Source organism: Streptomyces kronopolitis (assembly GCF_014646275.1).
GTDB lineage: Bacteria > Actinomycetota > Actinomycetes > Streptomycetales > Streptomycetaceae > Streptomyces > Streptomyces kronopolitis.
Map to the genome: position 1 here is coordinate 1 of NZ_BMND01000030.1, position 19,797 is coordinate 19,797.

At 71.5% G+C, this 19,797-nt stretch carries 21 protein-coding genes; 12 read left to right on the top strand and 9 right to left on the bottom strand.

Translation table 11 applies throughout. The features are described 5' to 3' along the window. The 3 genes from IEY78_RS26095 to IEY78_RS26105 all read right to left on the bottom strand — a co-directional run. Positions 1 to 166, bottom strand: a 166-nt coding sequence (locus IEY78_RS26095) for a DUF2637 domain-containing protein (protein ID WP_189102285.1), incomplete at its 3' end; no start/stop codon positions are given. A gap of 231 nt (positions 167 to 397) precedes the next feature. After that, a complete protein-coding gene (locus IEY78_RS26100; protein WP_189102287.1) occupies positions 398 to 1,111 on the bottom strand; it encodes a DUF3558 family protein in 714 nt (237 codons plus the stop codon). A 192-nt stretch (positions 1,112 to 1,303) separates the two neighbouring features. Then, on the bottom strand, positions 1,304 to 2,224 hold the full coding sequence (locus tag IEY78_RS26105; protein ID WP_189102289.1) for a hypothetical protein: 921 nt from the start codon (positions 2,222 to 2,224) through the stop codon (positions 1,304 to 1,306). Between the two features lie 161 nt (positions 2,225 to 2,385). On the opposite strand from IEY78_RS26105, the gene IEY78_RS26110 reads away from it, so the two are divergent. Then, positions 2,386 to 3,579, top strand: a complete 1,194-nt coding sequence (locus IEY78_RS26110) for an RtcB family protein (RefSeq protein WP_189102291.1) — start codon at positions 2,386 to 2,388, stop codon at positions 3,577 to 3,579. 168 nt (positions 3,580 to 3,747) lie between these two features. On the opposite strand, the gene IEY78_RS26115 is transcribed toward IEY78_RS26110, so the two are convergent. The 3 genes from IEY78_RS26115 to IEY78_RS26125 form a co-directional block, all read right to left on the bottom strand. Further along, positions 3,748 to 4,506 carry an SDR family oxidoreductase gene (locus IEY78_RS26115; RefSeq protein ID WP_189102293.1) on the bottom strand — a complete coding sequence of 253 codons (759 nt, stop codon included), beginning with the start codon at positions 4,504 to 4,506 and terminating at the stop codon, positions 3,748 to 3,750. A gap of 79 nt (positions 4,507 to 4,585) precedes the next feature. Beyond that, positions 4,586 to 4,921 (bottom strand): YnfA family protein, encoded by a 336-nt coding sequence (locus IEY78_RS26120; RefSeq protein WP_189102295.1) that lies wholly within the window; start codon positions 4,919 to 4,921, stop codon positions 4,586 to 4,588. A 212-nt stretch (positions 4,922 to 5,133) separates the two neighbouring features. Further along, a complete protein-coding gene (locus IEY78_RS26125) occupies positions 5,134 to 6,795 on the bottom strand; it encodes an FAD-dependent monooxygenase (RefSeq protein ID WP_189102416.1) in 1,662 nt (553 codons plus the stop codon). Between the two features lie 155 nt (positions 6,796 to 6,950). On the opposite strand from IEY78_RS26125, the gene IEY78_RS26130 reads away from it, so the two are divergent. Beyond that, positions 6,951 to 7,667 carry a TetR/AcrR family transcriptional regulator gene (locus IEY78_RS26130; protein ID WP_189102297.1) on the top strand — a complete coding sequence of 239 codons (717 nt, stop codon included), beginning with the start codon at positions 6,951 to 6,953 and terminating at the stop codon, positions 7,665 to 7,667. Between the two features lie 18 nt (positions 7,668 to 7,685). Here the strand turns inward: IEY78_RS26130 and IEY78_RS26135 are convergent, their stop codons facing one another. After that, positions 7,686 to 8,501, bottom strand: a complete 816-nt coding sequence (locus IEY78_RS26135) for a helix-turn-helix domain-containing protein (RefSeq protein WP_189102299.1) — start codon at positions 8,499 to 8,501, stop codon at positions 7,686 to 7,688. Positions 8,502 to 8,618: 117 nt separating this feature from the next. Here IEY78_RS26135 and IEY78_RS26140 point away from each other — a divergent pair, with 117 nt between their 5' ends. Beyond that, positions 8,619 to 9,209, top strand: a complete 591-nt coding sequence (locus IEY78_RS26140) for a TIGR03086 family metal-binding protein (RefSeq protein ID WP_189102301.1) — start codon at positions 8,619 to 8,621, stop codon at positions 9,207 to 9,209. Between the two features lie 5 nt (positions 9,210 to 9,214). Here IEY78_RS26140 and IEY78_RS26145 read toward each other — a convergent pair whose 3' ends face one another. Continuing rightward, complete coding sequence (locus IEY78_RS26145) at positions 9,215 to 9,634, bottom strand: MazG-like family protein (protein ID WP_189102303.1); 420 nt, start codon at positions 9,632 to 9,634, stop codon at positions 9,215 to 9,217. Between the two features lie 88 nt (positions 9,635 to 9,722). Here IEY78_RS26145 and IEY78_RS26150 point away from each other — a divergent pair, with 88 nt between their 5' ends. Together IEY78_RS26150 and IEY78_RS26155 are read left to right on the top strand one after the other, a co-directional pair. Continuing rightward, positions 9,723 to 10,229, top strand: coding sequence for a cupin domain-containing protein (locus tag IEY78_RS26150; protein ID WP_189102305.1), 507 nt, complete (start codon positions 9,723 to 9,725; stop codon positions 10,227 to 10,229). After that, a complete protein-coding gene (locus IEY78_RS26155; protein ID WP_229700184.1) occupies positions 10,226 to 11,050 on the top strand; it encodes an SDR family NAD(P)-dependent oxidoreductase in 825 nt (274 codons plus the stop codon). Before IEY78_RS26150 ends, IEY78_RS26155 begins: the two co-directional genes overlap by 4 nt. 92 nt (positions 11,051 to 11,142) lie before the next feature. Here IEY78_RS26155 and IEY78_RS26160 read toward each other — a convergent pair whose 3' ends face one another. Continuing rightward, positions 11,143 to 11,694 carry a hypothetical protein gene (locus IEY78_RS26160; RefSeq protein ID WP_129249696.1) on the bottom strand — a complete coding sequence of 184 codons (552 nt, stop codon included), beginning with the start codon at positions 11,692 to 11,694 and terminating at the stop codon, positions 11,143 to 11,145. Between the two features lie 323 nt (positions 11,695 to 12,017). Here IEY78_RS26160 and hemL point away from each other — a divergent pair, with 323 nt between their 5' ends. The 7 genes from hemL to ccsB all read left to right on the top strand — a co-directional run bounded on the left by hemL (position 12,018) and on the right by ccsB (position 19,749). Then, positions 12,018 to 13,325 carry a glutamate-1-semialdehyde 2,1-aminomutase gene (gene hemL, locus IEY78_RS26165; RefSeq protein WP_189102307.1) on the top strand — a complete coding sequence of 436 codons (1,308 nt, stop codon included), beginning with the start codon at positions 12,018 to 12,020 and terminating at the stop codon, positions 13,323 to 13,325. Positions 13,326 to 13,375: 50 nt separating this feature from the next. Next, positions 13,376 to 14,056 carry a histidine phosphatase family protein gene (locus IEY78_RS26170; protein ID WP_189102309.1) on the top strand — a complete coding sequence of 227 codons (681 nt, stop codon included), beginning with the start codon at positions 13,376 to 13,378 and terminating at the stop codon, positions 14,054 to 14,056. A gap of 144 nt (positions 14,057 to 14,200) precedes the next feature. Continuing rightward, positions 14,201 to 15,430: a polysaccharide deacetylase family protein gene (locus IEY78_RS26175; RefSeq protein ID WP_189102311.1), complete on the top strand. Its 1,230-nt coding sequence runs from the start codon at positions 14,201 to 14,203 to the stop codon at positions 15,428 to 15,430. 77 nt (positions 15,431 to 15,507) lie between these two features. Continuing rightward, the gene (locus IEY78_RS26180; RefSeq protein ID WP_189102313.1) at positions 15,508 to 16,122 is read left to right on the top strand and encodes a TlpA family protein disulfide reductase; all 615 of its coding nucleotides are present in this window, start codon (positions 15,508 to 15,510) and stop codon (positions 16,120 to 16,122) included. Positions 16,123 to 16,126: 4 nt separating this feature from the next. Continuing rightward, positions 16,127 to 16,888, top strand: a complete 762-nt coding sequence (locus IEY78_RS26185; RefSeq protein WP_189102316.1) for a cytochrome c biogenesis CcdA family protein — start codon at positions 16,127 to 16,129, stop codon at positions 16,886 to 16,888. 3 nt (positions 16,889 to 16,891) lie between these two features. Further along, the gene (resB, locus tag IEY78_RS26190) at positions 16,892 to 18,664 is read left to right on the top strand and encodes a cytochrome c biogenesis protein ResB (RefSeq protein WP_189102318.1); all 1,773 of its coding nucleotides are present in this window, start codon (positions 16,892 to 16,894) and stop codon (positions 18,662 to 18,664) included. Then, positions 18,661 to 19,749, top strand: a complete 1,089-nt coding sequence (gene ccsB, locus IEY78_RS26195; protein WP_189102320.1) for a c-type cytochrome biogenesis protein CcsB — start codon at positions 18,661 to 18,663, stop codon at positions 19,747 to 19,749. The genes resB and ccsB overlap by 4 nt, the downstream gene beginning before the upstream one ends. Positions 19,750 to 19,797: the final 48 nt, after the last annotated feature.

The following is a 19,797-nucleotide window of genomic DNA, read 5'->3' on the forward strand; positions in this document are numbered from 1 at the left end:
CGAGCGGGAAGAAGTACGCGAAGGTGCCGAAGCCCTTCTTGAGGGCGAGCTCCCGCACGGCCGTGTAGGAACCGGCGAAGCCGATGCCGGCGATCACGACCGCGCCCGCGACGACTACTCCGATGAGTATCCGGTGCGTGCGTGTCAGCTTCAGCGGCGCGGCCACCCGAGGACCCCTCCCAGTCGATCTATTGCGAGCGACAGCCTGGCACATGCGTACGGACGCGCGTGTGCCGGTAGGGACGGGGCTCTGTGAAAGGGGTGCTCAGATGGGGTGGGGGTGCGGGGGTGCGCACACGGGGGCGCGGACTTCACGGGTGGGGTGGACGCGGGAGGGCCCGTACCCGTGGACGGGAGGGCCCGCACCGGGGGGGCGGTGCGGGGCCCTTCCGGTGGGTCAGCTGCCGTTGGCCTTGGTGGCGGAGGCGACGGCTTCCTTGGCGGCGGCCTGGGCCTGCTTGAGCAGGTCGGCGCCCTTGGGGGCGTCCGCGCCGGCCAGACCGGCACCGTTGTAGTTGATCGTGACGACGATGTTGGAGGCGCGGGCGACGAGGGTGGTGTTCTTGAAGTCGTTGCCCTCCTTCTTCACGTCGTAGGTGATCGCGGTCGCCTCGTCGCCGGTGCCGCCGGTCTTGACGGCCGACAGCTTCTTGGCGCCCTTGGACTCCTTGGCGTCGCTGACCTGCTTGCTGTAGTAGTCCGTGGCGCGCTGCTCGCCGGAGCCGACGCCGGCGTCGGAGTCGTAGCGCTGCAGGCCGATGTCCAGCCAGCGGAACTGGGTGCCGTCGACACCGTTCTCGTCGGAGCTGGTCCACGAGCAGGTGCCGTGGGCGGTGTTGTCCGTGGAGTTGCCGCGGTTCCCGGAGGCGTCCTTCACCTTGGGCAGCATCTTCTTGATGGTGTCCTTGGAGAACGCCTCGCACGGGTTCGGCAGCTTCTTGTACTTCGCGGGCGCGACGGTGGGCGCGGACGACTTGGCGCTGCCGGAGGGGGCGGAGGCGGAGGCGTCACCGGAGCTGTCGCTGTCCGAGCCGGAGCAGCCGGCGACGAGCAGCACCGGAACTGCTGCGCAGGTGAGAAGGCTGGCGAGTCGCTTGGCTGAACGGTGCATGGTTCCTTCGCTGTTCGTCGTCGGGTCGGCATGGCCGGCCATGAGGCCCGCCCCGTCCCGTCTACGGGCAGGGCTAGAGGCACGGTACGTGGCGCGACGGAGTGGGTGACCGATTCCTGTCGATGAGTGCGCAGCCCAAAACGGGCGCTTCTTCGCCTTGTGTGGCGAGTCGGTCAAGGTGCGCGATACGGACTATTCGCTGAGGCTGTCGGAGAGCTCGCCGGCCAGCGAACGGGCCTTGTCCTGCAGTTCCTGGCTGTCCGGCAACATCGACTTGTCCGTCGACCACTGGTCGTACGTGAGCGTCACGATCACATTCGACGTGCGAAAGACCACAGTGACGTCGCGGTGCACTCCGGAGTCCGCTGTGACCAATTTGTCATTGAGGAAGGCGTCGTCCGCGAGGTCGTCCAGGACGCGGGGAGTGGTCGAGCCGCTCGGCTGCGCGCTCGGGTCGGAGGACTGCGAGGGGGCGGCGGAGGCGTCCTTGCCCTTGTCCTTGCCCTGTGTGTCCGGGGCGCTGTTCGGGACGGTGCCGGTGCCGTCGTCCTTGCCCTTGGTCTTGTCCGCGCCCTTGTCCGTGGCCTTGGTCTTGTCCGTGGCCTTCGGGGTGGACGGGGAGGGGGAGGCGGGCGACGGGGAGCCGGCGCCGGACGGTATCTGTGCGGCCTGCGCCTTGGAGCCGTAGATCTCCTTGGCCTTGTCGTCGTCGCTGACGGCGCCGTCGTAGGACACCACGCGCTGGATGTCGAGGCCGAGGTGGCGGGTGCCGGCGGTGGTCTCGCGGGTCCAGCGGCAGCCGACGCGGCGGTCGGTGTCGTAGGTGATGTCGGCCTGGCCGCGGTAGAGCTTGTCGGCCTCCGCGGGCGACAGTGACTTGTCGTCGCCGGGCAGCATGCCGCGGATGGCGCTGCGCGAGGGCAGCCCGCAGGCCTCGGGGAGGGTCTGGTAGCGGCCCGGTTCGGCGGCCGGGTTCGAGCTGGCGGCGCCGCCGTCCTTGGCGTCGGCGCCGCTGCCGTCCTGGCTGGAGCCGCCGCTGCAGCCGGCGAGGCCGACGGCCAGTGCCGCGGCCGCCACCACCGCGGCACCGGGTACGAACGACTTGCGTGGCATCGCTCGCGGCTCCTTCCCTGCGAAATCTGGTTGCCGCCGGTCGGCGGCCGATGGACACAATGTCTATCGCACGTCTTGCCGCCTACGCCGGTTTGCCGTCCAAGATCGGATAACTTGTCCGGCTTTTGCGTTTTTCATAAATTCGGGGGAATGAGGAAGTTATGTCCTACGTCGAGGTGCCTGGTGCCCAGGTTCCGATCCGGATGTGGACGGACCCGGCCGGGGTCGAGGACGTAGCCATGCGGCAGCTGCACAACGTCGCCACCCTGCCGTGGATCAAGGGCCTGGCCGTGATGCCGGACGTGCACTACGGCAAGGGCGCCACGGTCGGATCGGTGATCGCCATGCGCGGCGCGGTCTGCCCGGCGGCGGTCGGCGTCGACATCGGCTGCGGGATGAGCGCGGTCAAGACCTCGCTCACCGCCAACGACCTGCCCGGCGACCTCTCCCGGCTCCGCTCGAAGATCGAGCAGGCGATTCCGGTGGGCCGGGGGATGCATGGCGACCCGGTCGACCCCGGGCGGCTGCACGGCTTCCCGACCGCGGGGTGGGACGACTTCTGGGCGCGGTTCGGCGGCGTGGCCGAGGCGGTCAGGTTCCGGCAGGAGCGGGCCACCAAGCAGATGGGGTCGCTCGGCAGCGGCAACCACTTCATCGAGTTCTGCCTCGACGAGACCGGCGCGGTGTGGCTGATGCTGCACTCCGGCTCCCGGAACATCGGCAAGGAGCTGGCCGAGTTCCACATGGGCCAGGCGCAGCAGCTGCCGCACAACCAGGGCCTGGTCGACCGCGACCTCGCCGTCTTCATCGCGGACACCCCGCAGATGGCGGCGTACCGCAACGACCTGTTCTGGGCGCAGGAGTACGCCAAGCACAACCGGGCCGTGATGATGGCGCTCTTCCAGGACGTGGTCCGCAAGGAGTTCAAGAAGGCCAAGCCCGTCTTCGAGCCGGTGATCTCCTGCCACCACAACTATGTCGCCGAGGAGCGCTACGACGGCATGGACCTGCTGGTGACCCGCAAGGGCGCGATCCGGGCGGGCAGTGGTGAGTACGGCATCATCCCGGGCTCGATGGGCACCGGCTCGTACATCGTCAAGGGCCTGGGGAACGACGCGAGCTTCCAGTCCGCCTCGCACGGCGCCGGCCGCAGGATGAGCCGGAACGCGGCGAAGAAGCGGTTCTCCACCCAGGACCTGATGGAGCAGACGCGGGGCGTGGAGTGCCGTAAGGACTCCGGGGTGATCGATGAGATCCCCGGCGCCTACAAGCCGATCGAGAAGGTCATGGAGCAGCAGCGCGACCTGGTCGAGGTCGTGGCCCAGCTCAAGCAGGTGGTGTGCGTGAAGGGGTGAGGCCCGGCGCTGCATGTGGCCCCGCCCCCTCAAGCCCCGGATCCGATGTGGTCCGGGGCTTTTGCGGTGTGGAGCTTTCGCGGTGCGGGGCTTTTGCGGTGCGGAGCCGTCGGCCTTCGGCGTGCTGTGCACGCTGTCGGGTCGGCGGCGCGGGTCATGTGGTGCGGGTCATGTGGTGCGGTGGACCTTGGAGTTGGAGGCCTGGGCGCGGGGGCGGACCACCAGCAGGTCGATGTTGACGTGGGCGGGGCGGGTGATCGCCCAGGCGACGGTGTCGGCGACGTCCTCCGCGGTGAGGGGCTGGTCGACGCCCTCGTAGACCTTGGCGGCCTTGGCGGTGTCACCGCGGAAGCGGGTGGTGGCGAACTCGTCGGTGCGGACCATGCCCGGGGCGACCTCGATCACGCGGACCGGCTCCCCGCACAGCTCCAGGCGGAGGGTCTCGGCGATGACGTGCGCGCCGTGCTTGGCCGCGACATAACCGCCGCCGCCCTCGTAGGTGCCCAGGCCGGCGGTGGAGGACAGCACGACGACGGTGCCGTCGCCGGAGGCGGTCAGCGCGGGCAGCAGCGCCTGGGTCATGTGGAGCACGCCCAGCACGTTGACCTCGTACATGGCGCGCCAGTCGGCGGGGTCGCCGCTGGCGACCGGCTCCGCGCCGTAGGCACCGCCGGCGTTGTTGACCAGGACGTCGAGGGAGGGGAAGCGGTCGAGCCAGGACGCGAAGGCGTCGACGGCGGCGCGGTCGGTGACGTCGAGCGGGTAGGCCTCGGCGTCCGGCAACTCGGCGGCGAGCGCCTCGATGCGCTCCTTGCGGCGGGCGGTGAGCACCACGTGATAGCCGGCCGCGGCCAGCGCTCGCGCGGTGGCCGCGCCGATGCCGCTGCTCGCTCCGGTGACGACGGCGGTACGGGCCTCGGCGGTCATGCAACTCTCCTCGGGCGATGGGGGTGGGGTCCCGCTCCTCATGGGCGCGGGGGGCTCCGGCCAGGATAGGTGGGGCTGTTCAGCGGCCTCGGGGGGCGTACATCAGCACCGCCATTCCGGCCAGGCAGATCGCTGCTCCCAGGATGTCCCAGCGGTCGGGGCGGTAGCCGTCGGCGACCGCGCCCCAGGCCAGTGAGCCGGCGACGAAGATGCCGCCGTACGCGGCGAGGATCCGGCCGAAATCGGCGTTCGGCTGGAGGGTGGCGACGAAGCCGTAGAGCCCCAGCGCGACGACCCCGGCGCCGATCCAGACCCAGCCCTTGTGCTCGCGGACGCCCTGCCACACCAGCCACGCGCCGCCGATCTCGAAGAGAGCGGCGACGACGAAGAGGGCGACGGAACGGGCGATCACCATGCGGAAAGCGTACGGACACCGTGCCCGTTCCGACGCGAGGAGCACGCGATGAGCACGGGGTGCGGGGTGTGCGGTGGTGCGTGTGGTGGTGCGTGTGGTGGTCGGGGCGGGCCCCGTGGTCGGGACGGCTCCGTGGGCGGAGCTGGGGGTGGGGTCGTGGTCGGGCTGGGGCCGTGGGCGTGACGGGGGCGTCGCCCGTCGGCGGCGCTGTCTCAGCGACCCGCGGGTGTGTCCGCAGCCTCTTCTGCCGGGGTGAGGGTGCCGGATATGGGGCCGTCGTCGCCGGGCTCGGTGCCGGTCCAGTGCCAAAGGGCGGTGCGGAGGGCGCGGGTGCGCTCGGCGGGGGCGGTGGCGTCGGTGGCCCAGGCGATATAGCCGTCGGGGCGGACCAGGACGGCCGTGCGGCGGGCGCTGCGCCAGTGGGCGGTCACGGGGCGGTTGTCGGTGGGGTCGGTGCCCTCGCCGGTGGGGCGGTCGCCGCTGGGCAGGCCGTCGGTGGGGTGGTCGGTGCCGGGCTCGTCGGCGGGGGTGATCAGGACGAACCTGCCCTGGCGGAGCACCTCGTAGAGGCGGCTGCCGTCGGCCAGCCGGATGTCGGGGGCGCGCTCGCCGGCCAGTCGATGGGCGCCGGGGCCGGCGGGGTAGGCGATGCCGAGGCCCGAGATGGCGAGGATGGCGCGGTTGGCCAGCGGCCCCAGCTGGCGAAGCAGCCGGGTGGCGAGGGCGCGGGCGACGCGGCCGGGGACGGACTGCATCAGGGCGAGCCGGACCAGGGCGCCGCTGCTGCGGAGGACCGCCTTGCCCACCGGGTGGCGCTCGGCCTGATAGCTGTCGAGCAGGCTCTCGGGGGAGTGGCCCCGGAGCACCGCGGCCAGCTTCCAGCTGAGGTTGGCGGCGTCCTGAAGGCCGGTGTTCATGCCCTGGCCGCCGGCGGGGGAGTGCACATGGGCGGCGTCGCCGGCGAGGAAGACCCGGCCGACGCGGTACTGCGGAGCCTGGCGCTCGTCGCTGTGGAAGCGGGAGATCCAGCGGGCGTCGTGCATGCCGTAGTCGGTGCCCAGGGCGCGCCGGGTGATGTCGCGGATCTCGTCGAAGCCGACGGGTACGTCGTCGTCGGCCTGGTGGTCGGGGCTCCAGCCGATGACGCGGTACCAGCCGTCACCGAACGAGCTGAGCAGCGCGAACGCCTCCGCTCCGGCGCCGACGTTGAAGGGCGCCTCGGGCTCCCGGGCCAGCCGGACATCGGCGAGCAGCAGGGAGCGGATCACGGACTTCCCGGGGAAGGGCTGACCGATGGCCTCGCGGACGGTGCTGCGGAAGCCGTCGGTGCCGACGGTGTAGGCGGCGCGGAGGCTCCCGATGCCCTCTGGGGTGCGGAAGCGCACCGTCACACCCCCGGCGTCCTGGTCGAGACCGAGCACCTCGGAATCGGGGCGGAAGGCCACACCGGCCCGGCGGGCCCGCCGCTCCAGCACCTTCTCGACCTCGAACTGCGGGGTGACCAGGACGAAGGGGAAGCGGGAGTGGAGCCGGGACGCGTCGATGGTGGCGCCGCCGAAGAGGAGGAGCGAGGCGAGCGGATGGCCGCCGGCGACCAGCTCGTCGGCGAGGCCGCGGGCGTCCAGCTGCTCCAGGGTGCGGGCGTGGACCACCAGGGCGCGGGTGAGGTTGCTGATCTTTCCGGGCCGGCGTTCCAGCAGCGTGACCCGCAGTCCCGCCTCGGCGAGGTCCCCGGCGAGCAGCAGGCCGGTCGGGCCCGCGCCCACCACGATGACGTCCGTGTCGTGGGAGGCGTCGCCGGCCGTGCCGCGGGCCGCCTCCGCCGGCGCGCTCCGGGGGCCGCTGTCGCTGGTCTCGGGGTTCCTGGCATCCATGGCGTCCATGGCTTCCGCCCTCCTGTGCCCTGTGGCAACTCTGCCGACCGTGCAACCGTGACCAACTGTGCCAACGCATGTTGGTCAACGCTTGTTGGCAAGCGTAGGGCGGCTCGGCCTGGCATGTCAACAGTCGTTGGCCTACAGTTGTGGACATGGCCGAACACGCACCCTCCGCCGCCGGATCCGCGCCCGAAGACGCGCTGGCAGCCGCCCTGCCGGGCCCGTCCGGCGCATCCGGCCGCCCCGGCCACCCCGACCAGCCCGACCAGCCCGGCGGCCCCGCCGCTCCGGCGGCCGACGCGGCGCGGACCGCCCGCCCCCGCCGCTCCGACGCCACCCGCGCCGCGATCCTGGCCGCCGCCCGGGACCGCTTCGCCGCGGACGGCTACGAGCGCGCCACCATCCGCGCCATCGCCGGGGACGCGGGCATCGACCCGTCGATGGTCATGCGCTACTACGGCAACAAGGCGGGCCTCTTCGCCGCCGCCTCCACCATCGAGGTGCACGCGCCCGACCTCACCCATGTCCCGCGCGAGGAGGCCGGCGCCCGGCTCGTCCGCCACTTCCTGGAGCGCTGGGAGCACGACGAGACGCTGACGGGGATGATGCGCGTCGGCGTCACCAACGAGGCGGGCGCGGAGCGGATGCGCGGCGTGTTCGCCGAGCAGATCAACCCGGTCCTCGCCGCGGTCTGCCCGGTCCCCGAGGAGGCGCAGGCCCGCGCCGGGCTGATCGCCTCACAGATCCTCGGCATGGCGCTGTGCCGCTATGTCCTGCACCTCCAGCCGACCGTGGACCTCAGCCACGACGAGCTCGTGGCCTGGATGGCGCCCACCGTCCAGCGGTATCTGACCGCCGAACACCCCTGACGGGGGCGGCCGGCGGGCTCAGCGCGGGTAGGCCGTCGGCGGGACCCCGACGGTGGCGGTGACCTCGCGGACCAGATGTGCCTGATCGCTGTAGCCCAGCTCGGCGGCGAGCGCGGCCCAGTCGATCTCCGCGTCGGACGCGGCGCGCTCCAGCGCCTCCTGCACCCGGTAGCGCAGCACCACCCACTTGGGGCTGACCCCGACGTACCCGGCGAACAGCCGCTGCAGCGCCCGCAGCGACATGCCCTCGGAGCGAGCGAAGTCCGCGACCCGGCGGATCGTCCGGTCGGTACGGATCCGGTCGGCCAGCCGCATGGCGAGCGCGGCCTGCGCGAGGACCGGCGGGTCGGCCCGCAGCAGCGGGGTCAGCGCGGCGTCGAGCGCGGCCACCCGGGCGTCCTCGTCGTCCGGGTCCAGTACGGCGGCCGCGGGGTCGTCGGCCCCGGTGCACCCGAAGACCGTCGCCAGCGGCAGCCGGCGGTCCGTCCAGTCGGTCGCCGGCCGCTCCGGGGTGAACGGGCGGAATCCGCCGGGCCGGAACTGCACCCCGCACACCCGCCCGCGCCCCACCAGCCGCTGGGCGAACAGCGCCCGCCCCACCCCCGCGACCTCCCCGAAGCCCGGGCGGTCGGCGTACCGCTGGAAGACGATGTTCACGCACGGATGCGGAACGACATGCGTGGCATACGGCTCGGAGAGGTCCCAGTCGATCAGCCAGTAGTGCTCGACATAGGGGCGCAGCGCGGCGGCGGGGGTGCGGCGGCGGAACTGCACCCGCGTGAAGAGTCCGGGGGCGTCGACGATGCCCCGGGTGTCGCGCCGTGGAGCGGCCATGTCCGGATCCTAGGACGGGACGCGGCGGGGCGAGCGGACCTGTCGCGTTTTTTCAAGCCACCGCCGCCCCGGGCCCGTAGCGTCCTCGGCATGAACGGCATGAAAGATACAAACGGTATGAATGGCGTGAACGGCCTCCCGATCAGCGCGTTGCTCGCTGCGGCGGGCGAGGCGGCGCTCCCCGTCCTGCGCGGCGTCGGCGAGGACCAGCTGGGGCGGCCGACGCCCTGTGCCGAGTACGACGTACGGGCGCTGCTCAACCACCTCTTCCAGGTGGTCGTCACCTTCCAGGCGCTGGCCGCCAAGGAGGACGTCGAGTTCGGCAGCCCGCCGGACCGGCTCGGCGAGTACGGGGCGCGCTGGCCCGACCGGTTCGCGGACGAGACGGCGCGGCTGGTCGAGGCCTGGGCGGCGCCCGGCGCGGAGGACGGGTCGACCGGCGCGATGAACCTGCCGGCGCGCACCGTCGGCGCGATGGCGCTGCTGGACCTGACGGTGCACGCCTGGGACCTGGCACGGGCGACCGGGCAGCCGTACGCCCCGCCCGCCGGCGGTGTGGCCGAACTGCGGATCCTGGTCGACCGGATGGGCCCTACGGCACGGACGATGAACGTCTTCGCCGCACCGCTCCCCACCCCGCCCGGCGCCGGTGACCTGGAGGTACTCCTGGCCGAGACCGGCCGCGATCCGTTGTGGACGGCGGGGTGAGGGGCTCAGGGGGCCGGTGTGCCGCGGTTCCCGTCCGCGGGTGACGGCACCCGGGCCGCGATCCGCCGCAGATGCCCGTCGAACACTCCGCGGGCGCCGGGCGTCAGGGTCCGCAGTGCCACCATCGCCGTGACGATCACGTCGCACAGCTCGCCGTGCACCTCGTCCCAGGTGTGGCTGCGGCCCTTGCGCGGGTTCTGGCCGGTGGCCCCGATGACGGCCTGGGCGACCTCGCCGGCCTCCTCCGAGAGCTTCAGCAGCCGCAGCAGCCGCTCCTGTTCGGGCGGCAGACCGCTCTCCCGGTCGAGCCAGTGGACGATCTCGTCGACCGCGTCCCAGACGGCCGCGGTGTCCAGGGGGGCCGCCCCACCGGACGCCGTACCGGGGGCGGCTGCTGACGGGCTGTCGGGCGAGGTGGCGGACATGGCCCGATTGTGCCCCGCAACGGGCCGCCGCCGTGCCTAGGGTGGAGGATCAGCCCGGAACCGGTGACGCACGGGAGGCGGCCCGCAGATGGACGACCGGCACACGTCCCGCGACCCGCTGCCCGAGGCGCTGATCGCGTTCTACGGGCTGGCGCCGCTGCCCCGCGAGGGCGGGCGCTACCGGCGCACCTGGGCGGGGCCCGAGCGCCCCGACGGGCGGCCCGAGGGCACGGCCATCGTGATGCTGCTGACCGCCGAACCGGGCGACTTCTCCGCGCTGCACCGCCTGCCCGCCGACGAGATCTGGCACTTCTACCGGGGCGATCCGCTCACCCTCCTCCTGCTGGCGGAGGACGGCGGGGCCCGCACGGTCGTGCTCGGGCCGGACGTCCTGGGCGGCCAGCACGTCCAGTTCACGGTGCCGGCCGGCACCTGGATGGCCGCCGAGGTCGCCGACGGCGGCGCCTGGACGCTCTTCGGCTGCACGATGGCGCCCGGATTCACCTTCGCGGACTACGAGCACGGGGACGCCGCCGCACTGGCCGCGCGCTTTCCCCGGGAGGCGGCGCGGATCACCGCGCTGAGCCGGCCGTGACCCGGGAGATCCCGCAGCGGGACGACGCCGGCCGCGATCCCGGGCTGCCCGATCTGCGCGGTCAGGTCGCCCTGGTCACCGGCGCCTCCGGGGGCCTGGGCCGCGGGATCGCGCTGCGGTTCGCCGCCGCGGGCGCCGCCGTCGTGGCGCACTACCGCACGGGCGCCGAGGCGGCGCGGGCACTGGTCGAGCGGATCGAGGCGGACGGCGGGAGCGCGCTGGCACTGCGCGCCGATCTGTCCGTCGAGGAGGAGTGCCACCGCCTGGTCACCGAGGCGGCGGGCTGGCGCGGGCGGCTCACGGCGCTGGTGAACAACGCGGGCGTGCAGCCGACGCAGGAGCTGGCCGAGATGTCACTGGCCGACTGGCGGGCGGTGGCGGATCCCACGGTGCACAGCGTCTTCGCCTGCACCCAGGCCGCGGTGGACGTGATGCGGGCGGACCCGGAGACGTCCGGGCCGGCGGGAGGCTCGATCACCCACATCGCCTCGATCGAGGCGGACCGCCCGGCGCCGCGGCACGCCCACTACTGCGCCGCGAAGGCGGCGGTGGTGATGCACGCACGGTCGGCGGCGCTCGAATACGGGCCCCACGGGATCCGCGTCAACAGCGTCTCGCCCGGCCTGATCGACCGCCCCGGGCTGGCGGAGGACTGGCCCGAGGGGGTGCGCCGCTGGCAAGAGGCGGCGCCCGCCGGGCGGTTGGGGCGGCCCCGGGACGTGGGCGACGCCTGTGTCTTCCTGGCCTCACCGATGGCGTCCTGGATCACCGGACACGACCTCGTCGTCGACGGGGGTGTCTCGGCCCGGCCCACCTGGTGAGCGCGGGACCGGGCCGGGTGAACGGGGCGAGCCCCGGACGGCGGACGGCCCGTGCACCGCGGTGCACGGGCCGCCGCGCAGGCGCTGAACCGTTACGGCCAGACCAGGCAGTACGCCTGATGCCCCGCCTCGTGCAGCCGGTGGCTGAAGTCCTGCCACTCGTGCAGGAGCTGGTAGACGGCGAAGGCGTCGCGGGGGCCGCCGCGGTCGGGGACCGTGGACCAGATGAAGGCGGCCGCGCCGACCGACTCCTCGCCCACCCCGCGCAGCGGGTCCACCACGGTCATGGGGAGCTTGACCACGGCGTAGTCGGGGTGCAGGACGACGAGCTCCAGCGGCGGAACCTTGTGCAGCGGTATGCCCTCTATACCTGTGAGGACCATGGCGGCCATGGTCTCCGGCTTGATCTTGGAGAACATGCCGCCCATGCCGAGTTCGTCACCGCCGAGCTCCTCGGGGCGCATGGAGATCGGGACGCGGGCCGCCGTCGCGCCGTTGGGCGCGCCGAAGTACTTGTACGTCACCCCCATGCGGCCGCCCCTGATGTCCCCGCCCGTGGTTTCCTCGCGCCGGTGACGGCCGCGCTGGGCGCGCTCGGGACCCCGGTCATTGGTTCCCTCGCCCAGTTCGCCACCGCGATGCATATCTCCACCCGACCACTCGCAGCCCCAGCCGCGCAACCCGATCATCGTCTCAGAGACCTCCCCCGTCGCCGGCGCGTGAAACGCCCGGCCGCACGCCCCCGTGCGCCTCTGAGACCATTGCTTGCGTGACTTACTCGTACGTCGGCCCCAGTTTCGCAGACGAGTGGGGGCTGACGCCCGGTCGAAAGCGAGAGGAATCAAAAAAGGACCGGGACTGAACCGAGCGGCTCGTGCACACGTACCGCGCGGGGAATCCCGTACCGATGCCAGCCGGGCCGCGTCCGCGCGCCGCCCTCCCCCCGTTTATGCAGGTCAGGATCATCGTGTCGTTTCCGTATGAAGCCCCAGTTTCGCAGTCGCTGTTCGACCGGGCGTCCGCCGTGACGCCGGGCGGCGTCAATTCACCGGTCCGTGCGTTCCGCGCCGTGGGGGGAACGCCCCGGTTCATGGTGTCCGGCAGCGGTCCGTACCTCACCGACGCCGACGGCCGGGAGTACGTCGACCTCGTGTGCTCGTGGGGCCCGATGATCCTCGGGCACTCGCGCCCCGAGGTGATCGCCGCGGTCCAGGACGCGGTCGCCCGCGGGACGTCCTTCGGCACGCCCGGCGCCGGCGAGGTCGAGCTGGCGGAGGAGATCGTGGCCCGGGTCGAGCCGGTCGAGCAGGTGCGGCTGGTCTCCAGCGGCACCGAGGCGACGATGTCGGCGATCCGGCTGGCGCGCGGCTTCACCGGCCGGCCGAAGGTGATCAAGTTCGCGGGCTGCTACCACGGGCATGTGGACGCGCTGCTGGCCGCCGCGGGTTCGGGCGTGGCGACCTTCGGTCTGCCCGACACGCCGGGTGTGACGGGTGCCCAGGCCGGCGACACGATCGTGCTGCCGTACAACGACCTGGAGGCGGTGCGGGCCGCGTTCGCCGCGCACCCGGGTGAGGTCGCCTGTGTGATCACCGAGGCGTCGCCGGGCAACATGGGCGTGGTGCCGCCGCTGCCCGGGTTCAACCAGGGCCTGAAGGACCTGTGCGCCGGCAACGGTGCCCTCTACATCTCCGACGAGGTGATGACCGGCTTCCGCGTCAGCAAGGCCGGTTGGTATGGAATTGATGGGGTACGTCCGGATCTGATGACCTTCGGCAAGGTCATGGGCGGCGGCTTCCCGGCCGCGGCCTTCGGCGGCCGGGCCGACGTCATGGCGCACCTCGCCCCGGCCGGCCCCGTCTACCAGGCGGGCACCCTGTCCGGGAACCCGATCGCCACCGCCGCGGGTGTCGCGCAGCTGCGGCTGCTGGACGACGCCGCGTACGCGAAGGTCGACGCGGTCTCGGCGGAGCTGCGCGGGCTGGTCACCGCGGCGCTGGCGAAGGAGGGCGTGGCGCACCGGCTCCAGGCCGCGGGCAACATGTTCTCGGTGTTCTTCACGGACGCCGAGGTCACCGACTACGACACGGCCAAGGCGCAGGACGCGTTCCGCTTCACCGCTTTCTTCCACTCGATGCTGTCGCAGGGCGTCTACCTCCCGCCGTCCGCCTTCGAGTCGTGGTTCGTCTCGACCGCGCACGACGCGGCGGCCGTCGAGCGGATCGCCGCCGCCCTCCCGGCCGCCGCGCGGGCCGCCGCCGAAGCGACCGCCTGACCGAGGAACGGTTCCGGCGCCGCCGGCCGACGACTGAATGAATGGGTGACATGAGCAGCGAAGACATCACCGTCGTGCATCTGATGCGGCACGGCGAGGTGCACAACCCCGACGGCGTCCTCTACGGGCGCCGGCCCGGCTACCACCTCTCCGACCTGGGGCGGAAGATGGCCGATCGGGTCGCCGAGCACCTCGCGGGGCGCGACATCACGCATGTCGTCGCCTCGCCGCTGGAGCGCGCGCAGGAGACCGCCGAGCCGATCGCCGGTGCGCACGGTCTGGAGCTGGCCACCGACGAGCGGCTCATCGAGGCCGGCAACGTCTTCGAGGGCAAGACCTTCGGGGTCGGCGACGGCGCGCTGAAGAAGCCGGGGAACTGGAAGTACCTGACGAATCCGTTCCGCCCGTCCTGGGGCGAGCCGTACATCGAGCAGGTCGTGCGGATGATGGCGGCGCTGGGCGCGGCGCGGGACGCGGCGCGCGGGCACGAGGCGGTGGCGGTCAGCCATCAGCTGCCGATCTGGATCGTGCGCAGCTTCGCCGAGCGGCGCCGGCTGTGGCACGACCCGCGGAAGCGGCAGTGCACGCTGGCCTCGCTGACGTCGTTCACGTTCCACGGCGACAAGATCATCTCGGTGGGGTACGGCGAGCCGGCGCGCGACCTGGTTCCGTCCCACCTCCTGGCGGGCGCCAAACCCGTCAAGGGAAAGGCCAAGGCTTTCGGGGCCTGACGGTGCGTCACCTGGCGGAATGTCAAAGCCTGGCAAAGTGAAAATCTGAGCGATTAGCCGGAACCCCAACGCTCAACATGCCCTCTTCTCGGTTGTCCGTTTATATGGATATCGAGTTCGGCGAGCACGGATGGGGTCGAGGGTATGCGCGCGATCAGTCGGCGAAACCTGTTGGGGATGGGAGTGGGAGCAGCCGCGGCGCTGGGCGTCGCCGGCTGCTCGACGTCGGGCTCGGATAACGCGGGGGCGGACAAGCAGCGCGTCAAGGATTCGGTCCAGGCCCGGTCCAAGCCCATCGGTGACGGTTCGACCGCGAATTCCGGCGCGCAGCCCCATCAGCCCAAGGCCCCCGAACGGCTGGCACCCGGTCAGACCCCGCCGCAGTTCGTGATCTTTTCCTGGGACGGGGCCGGAGAGGTCGGCAACGGCCTCTTCCCCCGATTCCTCAAGCTCGCCAAGGACCACGGCGCGGCGATGACGTTCTTCCTCTCCGGACTGTATCTCCTGCCCGAATCCAAGAAGCACCTCTACGACCCGCCGAACAACCGGCGCGGCGCCTCCGCCATCGGCTACCTCAGCGACGACCACATCAAGGAGACGCTGAAGTACGTACGGGAGGCCTGGCTGGACGGCCACGAGATCGGCACCCACTTCAACGGGCACTTCTGCGGCGACTCCTCGACCTCGGTCAAGCACTGGACGCCCCAGCAGTGGGAGTCCGAGATCGACCAGGCGATGGACTTCGTCACGAAGTGGCGCACGAACACCGGCTTCACCGACGCCGAGGCACTGCCGTTCGACTACCGCAAGGAACTGGTCGGCAGCCGCACCCCCTGCCTGCTGGGCCAGGACAATCTGCTGCCCACCGCCAAGAAGCTCGGCTGGCGCTATGACGCCAGCTCACCCGGCGGTATCCAGATGTGGCCGAAGAAGAAGATGGGCATCTGGGACTTCCCGCTCCAGCAGGTTCCGTTCCCGGGGCACTCTTTCGAGGTGCTCTCGATGGACTACAACATCCTCGCCAATCAGTCGAAGAATACGACCAAGGCCCCGCCGGTGAACTACCCCGGCTGGCGGCAGCAGGCCACGGACGCCTACATTTCCGGCTTCCGCCGGGCCTACGAGACCAATCGCGCGCCGTTCTTCATCGGAAATCACTTCGAGCAGTGGAATGGCGGCATCTATATGGATGCCGTCGAGGAAGCGCTCAAGCAGATTTCCAATGAGCAGAACAAGGATGTCCGGCTGGTGTCGTTCCGGCAGTTCACCGACTGGATCGACGCCCAGGACCCCGAGGTGCTGCGCAAGCTCCAGCAGCTGCCCGTCGGACAGCAGCCGACCGGCGGCTGGAAGTCGTATTTGTCAGCCGCCTGACAGACGGCGGCGGGTCACGACCGGCCGTCGGAGGGGGGCGCGGAAGATCCGGAATGGGCCCATGCGAAACTTTTCACATGAGTGCCTGCCGCGTCCCACGCCGCCTCACGAGCCGACGCCGCCTGACCCTGCTCGCCGCAGGGGCCGCGGCCGCCTCGCTCACGCTGAGCGCCTGCGGGGACGGCGCCTCCGGCGGCTCGGCCCAGACCCGCTTCGTCCAGGGCAAGGACGGCATCGACACCGTCAAGAAGGACGAGCGGCAGGCGGCGCCCGACCTCTCCGGTGAGACCACCACCGGCAAGAAGCTGGACGTGGCCGCCTACAAGGGCAAGGTCGTCATCGTCAATGTCTGGGGATCGTGGTGCGGCCCCTGCATCGCCGAGGCGCCGAACTTCGCCAAGGTCGCGAACGAGACCAAGGGCAAGGGCGTCCAGTTCGTCGGGATCAACACCCGCGACTCCGAGAAGTCGCAGGCCACCAGCTTCGAGGAAGAGCACAAGGTGCCCTACCCGAGCCTGTTCGACCCGACCGGCCGGCTGATGCTGCGCTTCCCCAAGGGCAGCCTCAACCCGCAGTCGATCCCCTCCACGATCGCCATCGACCGGCACGGCAGGATCGCCGCCCGGTCGATCGGCCCGCTCGCCGAGAACGAGCTGCGCAAGATGATCGCCCCGCTGGTCGCCGAGAAGTGATCACGTGATCGCGCTCGCCGCCGCCGCGGAAAACCAGACCGTCCTCAACGGCACGCTCCTCGCGGCCGTTCCCATCGCGCTGCTCGCCGGGCTCGTCTCGTTCTTCTCGCCCTGCGTCCTGCCGCTGGTGCCGGGCTACATGTCGTATGTGACCGGCGTCACCGGCACCGACCTCGGCGAGGCCCGGCGCGGCCGGATGCTGGCCGGCGCCGCGCTCTTCGTGCTCGGCTTCACCGCCGTCTTCGTCTCCGGCGGCGCGCTCTTCGGCTTCGCCGGCAAGAGCCTGCTGGAGTACCGCGACATCATCTCGCGCGTCCTGGGCGTGCTGATGATCCTGCTCGGGCTGGCGTTCGCCGGCGTGCTGCAGCGCTTCGGGCAGCGCGAGCTGCGCTTCCACATGAAGCCCGCCATGGGGCTGGCCGGCGCGCCGGTGCTCGGGGTGCTCTTCGGCGTCGGCTGGACGCCCTGCCTGGGACCGACCTTCGCCGCGGTCAGCACCCTGACGTTCTACGATGCCAGCGCCGCGCGCGGTGCCCTGCTCACTGTGGCGTACTGCCTGGGCCTGGGCCTGCCGTTCATCGCCGTCGCACTGGCCTTCCGCCGGGTGCTCGGGGCGTTCGGCTGGGTCAAGCGGCACTACCAGTGGGTGATGCGGATCGGCGGCGGCATGATGATCGCGCTCGGCATCCTCCTCGTCACCGGCATCTGGGACAGCCTGATGTCCGACCTGCAGAGCTGGGCACAAAGCTCCACCGTTGGGATCTGATTGATGTCCACCAAGACCGACACCCCCCGCGAGCCGGACGCCGGAGGGGGCAATGATCTCGGCACCGCCGGGTCCCAGCTCTCCACCGCGCCCCAGGAGGACGTCACCTTCCCCTCGCTCGGCCCGATCGGCTGGGCGCGGTGGTTCTGGCGGCAGCTGACCTCGATGCGGGTGGCGCTGCTGCTGCTCTTCCTGCTGTCGATCGGCGCGATCCCCGGTTCGCTGATCCCGCAGACCAGCATCGACCCGGTCAAGGTCGACCAGTTCAAGGCGGACCACTCCACGCTCGGCGGCATCTACGACAAGCTCGGGATGTTCCACGTCTACAGCTCGGTGTGGTTCTCGGCGATCTACCTGCTGCTGTTCATCTCGCTGATCGGCTGCATCGTGCCGCGCAGCTGGCAGTTCGTCGGCCAGCTCCGCGGCCGCCCGCCGGCCGCCCCGCGCCGGCTGACCCGGCTGCCCGCGTACACCACCTGGCGCACCGACGCGGCGCCCGAGGAGGTCCTCGGCGCGGCCCGGCGGCTGATGAAGAAGCGGCGGTTCCGCGCCCACCGGACCGGCACCGCCGTCGCCGCCGAGAAGGGCTATCTGCGCGAGGCCGGCAACCTCGTCTTCCACGTCGCGCTGATCGTGATGCTGGTGGCGTTCGCCGTCGGCAGCCTGTGGAAGTCCGAGGGCGGCAAGCTCGTCACCGAGGGCGACGGCTTCGCCAACAGCCTCACCCAGTTCGACGACTTCAAGTCCGGCGCCTTCTTCGACACCGACACCATGGAGCCCTTCGGCTTCACGCTGAACAAGTTCGAGGCGACCTACGAGCGCAGTGGCCCCCAGAAGGGCACCCCGCGCACCTTCCGCGCCCATCTGACGTACTACACCGGCGCGGACGGCAAGGAGCACCGCAAGGCGGTCGAGGTGAACACCCCGCTCGACATCGCCGGCTCGAAGGTCTTCCTGCTCTCGCACGGCTACGCGCCGGAGGTGACGGTCAAGGACGGCCGCGGCAAGGTCGTCTACAAGGGCGCGGTCCCCTTCCTCCCGCAGGACCCCAAGAACCTCACCTCGACCGGTGTGGTGAAGGTCCCGGGCGCGCAGACCAAGGACGGCAAGCGCAACCAGCTGGGCTTCCAGGGCTTCTTCGTGCCGACGTTCGGCGGCAAGGGCTCCGGCTCGATGTTCTCCCAGTTCCCCGCGCTGGACTACCCGGTGCTGACGCTGACCGCCTACCACGGTGACCTGGGCGTCGACTCGGGGCTGCCGCAGAACGTCTACCAGCTGCAGAAGAAGTACCTGAAGCAGTACAAGGTCAAGGGCGCCCCGCTCGCCAAGATGATGCTGCCCGGGGAGACCATGAAGCTGCCGAACGGCGACGGCAGCATCCAGTTCACCGGCATCAAGAACTGGGCCAGCTTCAAGATCACCCACCAGCCCGGCAACGGCCTCGCGCTCACCGGCGCGGTCGCCGCCCTGCTGGGCCTGGCCGGCTCGCTGTTCATCCAGCGGCGCCGGGTGTGGATCCGGGCCGAAGCGGGTCCGGACGGGGTGACCGTCGTCGAGATGGCCGGCCTCGGCCGCAGCGAGTCCCCCCGGCTGCCGGAGGAACTCGGCGATCTCGCGGGGGCGCTGGAGCCCGACGCCCCGCTCGTTCCGGACGCCGTGGCCGGCCCGGAATCCGACCCGCAGCCCGAGCCGGCCCCCGGCTCCGGCTCCGAAGACCCCGCGGAGCCCACTGACTCTGACGGTCCTGCTGAACCCTCCGAAGGAGCGCGCGCGTGAACATCGCTGCCGCCGCCAACGAGACGCTGGCGCACAACAGCAACCTGCTGGTCTATTCGGCAATGGCGGTCTATACGCTCGCCTTCATCGCCCACCTGAGCGAGTGGGTGTTCGGCAGCCGCAGCAAGGTCGCCCGCACCGCCGCCGCGCTGACCACCCGGGCACAGGCGCCCGCGGCGGTCCCCGCCAAGGCGGCGCAGCAAAGCGGCGGCACCGCCGTGCTGGAGCGCCCCAAGGTCATCACCAAGTCCGCCGCCGGCAGCCGCGACGTCCCCGACGGCCCGGGCGCCGCGGGCGGCACGGAGAAGGGCGACCTCTACGGGCGGATCGCCGTCTCGCTGACCGTGCTGGCCTGGGGCCTGCACGTGGGCGGCGTGATCACCCGCGCCCTGTCCGTGCAGCGTGCCCCCTGGGGCAACATGTACGAGTTCTCCACCACCTTCGCCGCGGTCGCGGTGGGCATCTACCTGCTGCTGCTCACCCTCCGCAAGAACGTCCGCTGGATCGGGCTGCCGCTGGTCACCACCGTGCTGCTCGACCTCGGGCTGGCCGTCTCGGTGCTCTACACCGCCAGCGACCAGCTGGTGCCCGCGCTGCACTCGTACTGGCTGTGGATCCACGTCAGCTGCGCGATCCTCTCGGGCGCGGTGCTCTACCTCGGCGCCGTCGCCACGCTGCTGTTCCTCTTCCGCGACCGCTACGAGGCCAAGCTCTCCGACCCGGCCGGCAAGCAGCCCGGCGCCTTCGCCACCTCGGTGCTGGAGCGGCTGCCCTCGGCCGCCTCGCTCGACAAGTTCGCCTACCGCGTCAACGCCACGGTCTTCCCGCTGTGGACGTTCACCATCATCGCGGGCGCCATCTGGGCCGAGGCCGCCTGGGGCCGCTACTGGGGCTGGGACCCCAAGGAGGTCTGGGCCTTCATCACCTGGGTCGGCTACGCCTGCTATCTGCACGCCCGCTCCACGGCCGGCTGGAAGGGCCGCAAGGCCGCCTGGCTGGGCCTGATCGCGTTCGCCTGCTACCTGTTCAACTACTACGGCGTGAACATCTTCGTGACGGGTCTGCACTCGTACGCCGGCGTCTGATCCGCGGGGCTCCGGCCCGCCCGCACCCCCGTGCCGTACGGAGGCGGG